Source organism: Pseudomonas sp. 8 R 14 (assembly GCF_900005955.1).
Taxonomy (GTDB): domain Bacteria; phylum Pseudomonadota; class Gammaproteobacteria; order Pseudomonadales; family Pseudomonadaceae; genus Aquipseudomonas; species Aquipseudomonas marginalis.
This window is the reverse complement of the sequence record NZ_CVTH01000071.1, coordinates 1-6,291: the sequence shown is the minus strand read 5'-3', so window position 1 is coordinate 6,291 and position 6,291 is coordinate 1. Positions and strand designations below refer to the sequence as shown.

At 56.4% G+C, this 6,291-nt stretch carries 4 protein-coding genes; 3 read left to right on the top strand and 1 reads right to left on the bottom strand.

What is annotated here, in order from left to right; all coding sequences use genetic code 11:
- Both BFQ01_RS17845 and BFQ01_RS32365 read left to right on the top strand, forming a co-directional pair.
- The coding region (locus tag BFQ01_RS17845) for a hemagglutinin repeat-containing protein (protein WP_370671266.1) at window positions 1-3,894 on the top strand (3,894 nt) is incomplete at its 5' end.
- A 2-nt stretch (window positions 3,895-3,896) separates the two neighbouring features.
- Window positions 3,897-4,472, top strand: a complete 576-nt coding sequence (locus BFQ01_RS32365; RefSeq protein ID WP_141691291.1) for a hypothetical protein — start codon at window positions 3,897-3,899, stop codon at window positions 4,470-4,472.
- A 207-nt stretch (window positions 4,473-4,679) separates the two neighbouring features.
- On the opposite strand, the gene BFQ01_RS17840 is transcribed toward BFQ01_RS32365, so the two are convergent.
- Complete coding sequence (locus BFQ01_RS17840; protein ID WP_027608116.1) at window positions 4,680-4,937, bottom strand: hypothetical protein; 258 nt, start codon at window positions 4,935-4,937, stop codon at window positions 4,680-4,682.
- Window positions 4,938-5,347: 410 nt separating this feature from the next.
- Between BFQ01_RS17840 and BFQ01_RS17835 the strand changes: the two genes are divergently transcribed.
- Window positions 5,348-6,291: hemagglutinin repeat-containing protein (locus tag BFQ01_RS17835; protein WP_256097756.1), on the top strand; the 944-nt coding region annotated here is incomplete at its 3' end.

Sequence of the window (6,291 nt, the reverse complement as noted above, 5' to 3'; positions counted from 1 at the left end):
TCCAGCGTGATCAAGGCCGGCGGCGACGCCACCCTGAGCGCCGGGCAGAACCTGCAACTGGTCGCCAGCCAGGTCAATGCCGGCAACGAGGCGTACCTGGTATCCGGCAAAAACCTCGAGCTCAAAGCCGCGCAAGACCAGGACTACAGCTTCTACAGCAAGACCAAGAAAACCTCCCAGGGCAAGAAATTCCGCCTGGATGAAACTGACGTCGTGAACAACGTTGGCAGCCTTGTCAGCGCGGGGACGAACAGCACAGTCGTCGCCGGTGCCGACCTGCTGCTGGCTGGGAGTGCCGTCACTGCTGAAAAAGGCGCCACGCAACTGGTGGCCGGCCAGGACGTGAACATCCTCGCCGTCAGTAACGCCGACAGCGCCCGCCACGAACGCAAGGAAAGCAAAAGCAGCTGGGGCGGCCTCAAGTCGAGCAAAGTCCAGGACAAAGTCGACGAAAAACGCACCACCGCCCTGGGCAGCATGGTCTCCGGCGAAACCGTCACCGTCGCGGCCAAACGCGATGCCACGGTCACCGGTTCCAACCTGGTCAGCACCGGCGACCTCGCCGTCCAGGCCGGCCGCGACCTGACCATCGACGCGGCGCAAAACACCTTCGCCCGCATCGACATGCACAAGGAAAAAAATCGCGACCTCACCGGCGTGCTGACCGGCAACAAGCTCGGTCTGGACGACATGACCGGCAACCAGAAGCTGTACATAAACAGCTCGAAGCACAACGGCACGGCCAATGAAATGACCTTGACCGGCAGCACGATTGGTTCGAGCGCGGGCAATGTGTCGTTGACGGCGGGGCGTGAGTTGAAGGTGGTGGCCAGTGATCTGGTGAGCACCAAGAACATGGAGTTGAGTGGGGCTGATGTCACCGTTACTTCGGGGATGGAGACGGCCAGTCAGACCAGTAAGGACAGTTCCAAGAGCTTGGCGGTTGGGCGAGTGATTGCGGGCACCGTGGTCGACACCGCCAACAGCATCCGCGACGCAGCCGAGGCGGCGCGCAGCTCCGACGATCCGCGCCTCAAGGCCGTGAAGATCGCTCAGGCGGCGCTGTCGATGTACAACCTGAATAACCAGGCGGGCGATCTCGCTAAACAAAGTACCGGCTTCAAGGACAAGACCGGTGGCTCTGCCGGCAACGGGTCACTGATCAAGATCGGTACCGAACTGGCCAACACCCGCACCAAAAGCAGCAGCGAATACACGGCGCAGGCCGCTCACCAGAGCAACCTCAACGCCGGGGGTAAACTGTCGATCATCGCCGCGGGCGATGCGCCGGGCACTGTGGGTGACTTGACGATTACCGGCAGTACGTTGAAAGCCGACAGCACGTTGCTGTCCGCGAAAAACAACATCCTGATGCAAAGCGCACAGAACACCACCGACCGCAAAAACGACGGTTCGCGCAACAGGACCGCTATCGGTGCCAGCTTCAACATAGGCGAGCAAAACGGTTTCACCATCGACCTCGGTGCACAAACCGCCAAGAACCTTGGCTCGGGTGGCTCGGTTACCCAGGTCAACACCACTCTGGACACCGGCTCGCTGGTGCTGCGCAGCGGCCAGGACACCAGCCTGATCGGCGCGCAGGTACGCGCTGACCGTATCGATGCCACCATCGGCGGCAACCTCAACATTCTGTCGCGCCAAGACACCGAAACGTCCAAGAGCAAGCAGAACAGCGCAGGCTTCGGTGCGAGCATCTGCATTCCGCCGATCTGTTATGGCTCCCCGGTAACCGCGTCCGCGAACCTGGCGGCGTCGAAGATGAACAGCGACTACCAGGCGGTGACCGACCAGAGCGGCTTCTTTGCCGGTAAGGGTGGCTACACCATCGATGTGGCGAAAAACACCACCCTGCAAGGTGCGGTGATTGCCAGTGAAGCCACGGCCGACAAAAACCTGCTGCTCACCGATCGGCTGCTGGTCAGCGACATCAAGAATAAGAGCGAGATCAAGAGCCAATCGGCCGGCGTCAGCGTCTCCGGTTCCTACAGTGGCGGCGCGACTACCCTCACGCCGGGTGCCTTGTATGGAATGTCGCTGAACGATTCGGACCACAGCTACACGCGCAGTGCCGTCAGCGAAGGCACGATCGTGGTGCGCAACCCTGAAGGCGCGGGTGACCTGGTCGGCCTGAACCGCGACACCGCCAACGCCAACCAGCGTCTCGACAAGCCTGATGAAAAGGCCATGCAGGAACGCATGGATCTGATCAAGAGTTCGATGGAGTTGACCAAGGGCATTGGTGATGCGATTGCTGCGGCCAGGATCAGGGCCGCTGACGACCCTAACAGTGACGTCAACAAAGCCACGCGCCTGAAGTTGATTGATGAGGGTATCGCCAATCCGACACAGGCTCAGATCAGCCAGCGTGCCCAGCAGGATTATGGCGTTGGCAGCAGCTTCCAGAAGGCCAGCCAGGCAGTGACTGCCGTGGTGCAAGCGGCGATGGGTGGCAGCGTAGGTGGGGCGTTGGCGGGGGCGGCGGCGCCATATCTGGCAGAAACAATCAGGGACAGGACCAAGGGCGACCCTACAGCCAATCTGATGGCCCATGCGGTACTGGGTGCTGTGCTCGCCAAGGCTGGCGGTAACTCAGCACTCGCTGGTGCAGCCGGTGCTGTGGCGGCAGAGGAAACCGCACGTCTGATCAAAGAGAACCTGTATGGCGATGTCAGTAACGAGAACCTGACCCAGGCGCAAAAGCAGACGATCTCCAGCCTCGCGACCTTGGCGGGTGGCCTTTCAGGATCGTTGTCCGGCAAGGGCGCACTGGATGCGGTGGCAGCGGCTCAGGTTGGGAGGAATGCGGTTGAGAATAACTATCTCAGCGTGCCGGAAGCGACCCGTAAGTTTGTGCTTTCACGCAAGCAAATGCTGGGCACCATCACTGACAAAGAAAAAGATGAACTCGCGTATATAAACGTTATCGATAAAGATCGAGATGAAGCGATTCGCGATGCCTGCACTACCGGAAATTTGTCCAGTTCCGCTTGCGGTCGTTTGATCGAACCTGCACGTCAGGCTCTTGCGGAATACGAGGCTCCTGTCTCTGTCCGTCTGCTTTATAAAGAACTTTACCCGGCTGATGCAAAAAATGCCGAGGCTGCATTACGTGGCTTAGACGATGCCAGCATTCTCCACGACATCGTGATAACGGACCTTGCGAGCCGTTCTGAGAAAACGCGGGCGGAAGTTGAGCAACAGTATGATTTTGTCATGACGATGCATGCCATCACGGCGGCGATTGCTGGGGGGTACGGATTAAAAGGGTTAACGTCTACTACAAAAGTGCCTGCATCGACTTTGATTTCTGGAGAGGCCAAAGTTGTCGGAACCGGAAAATCAGCAGCAAACGACGCGAGCTTTAATGTTCCCAAAGGCTACACACAAGAAATTGATGGAACCGTGAACGGCCCCGGTGGTGGGACTTACAAACCTACCGGAACGCAGGACGCCAATGGCAATCAGGTGTTTCTGGCCGGTAATGGTAACTACTACACGTTGACCGAGGATAGAGCGACGCGAATTGTTTCTCCTAATCCGTCCGCCGGAATTGGAGCAACAGGGAAAATCGGGGAGGATGCCCTAAAACCATTGGGTGGTCAGTCTCAAGTTACCTTCCAAACGACCCAAGGCGTGCGTGTCGTCGACCAGCTAGCTCCAGGTGCTTTGGCTCATGAGTCCAAGGTTGGATACACTTCACTCGACGCCAATACAGCCCTTCAGGTGATGAAGGATACGGAGCTCCTGAGCCGCGGTATGGTTAATGGGGTAACATGGAATTTTTATAGGAGCCCCGTCACAGGACGCGTTGGACCTGCGCCAGCCCTTGAAAAAGCTTTGTCCGACGCGGGAATCAAAATTAAGGTGCATTGATTATGGAATTTACAACCGCCTATACGCCAGTCACAGATTTTTTTTCATCTATGAATTCGAAAGAGCTAAATAGTTTTTATGAACTCTTTATGCTTAATAAACCCTACTGTTTAGATGAGTTAATTCAAGCTGTTTGGCATACGCCGGGATATGAAAGCTGGAACGCGGATTTTTCCCCGGAATCTTTAGATGGTGTGGCTGAGTGGTTAGCTTCACGGATTTATAAAGAGCAACTGTCATCAACGGTTAACGAAACAGGAAACGATTCAATTGCCGGCACGGCTGATTTGAACACACCTGTTCTATCCGAAGAGGCAATGTCTTTGGCTGTTTTAGTTGGAATGTATTATGGTGAAGTGGCGGTTCGAAATAACCCTGAACTGAGCTGGAGTCAGTTAAGAGGTAATAAGAAACAGGCGGATTACGGGCAGCCTGTTATATCCGCATCTGGCTCGCTGCCTACCAATCCAGTAAGAGTTGCTCATGCATTCGCGTGCGCTATTGCTGATGGATCAAAGACATTAGGTCGGCTTCGAGAGACATATAACTATTGGATGCAATTAATAAAGGCTAAATAAGATGTGCAGTGACGTGCAAGTATTTCACTGTGTCGTTTGTCGTAACTGTGATTGCGCTATCCATTAGGGGGCAGGCCACGTTTTTGTTTGAATGCTTGTGGAGAAGCAAATCTGGAGGTGTTACGTTCTTTAATAATTGGCTTTTTTATTTCATTTGTCTGGGAAGTTTTTAAGCTGGGCGGTTTTTAAAATAACCGCCCATTTTATTTATGAAATTTTTGAGTTCAACTTCCGGCCAATCACATCCAGCAAATCACACCCATCTCGCAGCGGAATTGCCAGTAACAGCGCAAAATCGTGAAGCACAATCGCATCACTGCTGATCTCTTCCCGAAACGCGAGGTTCTCCAAAAACTGAGTCACCGCACGAATGCGATACGCGGCGGCATCATAGAGAACATCTAGGGGCGCTTGCGTGTCGATCACCAGCGCGGGGATGGTTGAGTCATGGCCTGTAAGCGGCATGTATCTATTCATAGGTAAAGCCTCGGTCGATGTAATGAAAGCTGTCACCTATCGTCGCCAAACGAATGGGTGACAGCTGTACGCAGGTTGGCGAACCGGGACCGAGTTCCGGCAGACCCGAAGGTCTCCCGCGCACAGCTGCCATAAAGCAGCGATGCGGGTACGGAAACCCCTGCAAGCAAGCAGAAAGCTTTCGCATACGGTCAACGGATCGCCAAATCCGATCGCCCTTTTGGACGACCGGCGGACTATAAGTCCTCAGCGTAAAAACACGCAAGGCATCAAAAGGCCAACGTCGCCCTGCGAGCCGGCGCCAACCTCAACGCCATCGCGGCAGCCAACGAGCAGCATTCGACCTACAACTCGAAAAAATCAAAAGCATCGAAGACCACGTCCAGCAAGTCTCCAGCGTGATCAAGGCCGGCGGCGACGCCACCCTGAGCGCCGGGCAGAACCTGCAACTGGTCGCCAGCCAGGTCAATGCCGGCAACGAGGCGTACCTGGTATCCGGCAAAAACCTCGAGCTCAAAGCCGCGCAAGACCAGGACTACAGCTTCTACAGCAAGACCAAGAAAACCTCCCAGGGCAAGAAATTCCGCCTGGATGAAACTGACGTCGTGAACAACGTTGGCAGCCTTGTCAGCGCGGGGACGAACAGCACAGTCGTCGCCGGTGCCGACCTGCTGCTGGCTGGGAGTGCCGTCACTGCTGAAAAAGGCGCCACGCAACTGGTGGCCGGCCAGGACGTGAACATCCTCGCCGTCAGTAACGCCGACAGCGCCCGCCACGAACGCAAGGAAAGCAAAAGCAGCTGGGGCGGCCTCAAGTCGAGCAAAGTCCAGGACAAAGTCGACGAAAAACGCACCACCGCCCTGGGCAGCATGGTCTCCGGCGAAACCGTCACCGTCGCGGCCAAACGCGATGCCACGGTCACCGGTTCCAACCTGGTCAGCACCGGCGACCTCGCCGTCCAGGCCGGCCGCGACCTGACCATCGACGCGGCGCAAAACACCTTCGCCCGCATCGACATGCACAAGGAAAAAAATCGCGACCTCACCGGCGTGCTGACCGGCAACAAGCTCGGTCTGGACGACATGACCGGCAACCAGAAGCTGTACATAAACAGCTCGAAGCACAACGGCACGGCCAATGAAATGACCTTGACCGGCAGCACGATTGGTTCGAGCGCGGGCAATGTGTCGTTGACGGCGGGGCGTGAGTTGAAGGTGGTGGCCAGTGATCTGGTGAGCACCAAGAACATGGAGTTGAGTGGGGCTGATGTCACCGTTACTTCGGGGATGGAGACGGCCAGTCAGACCAGTAAGGACAGTTCCAAGAGCTTGGCGGTTGGGCG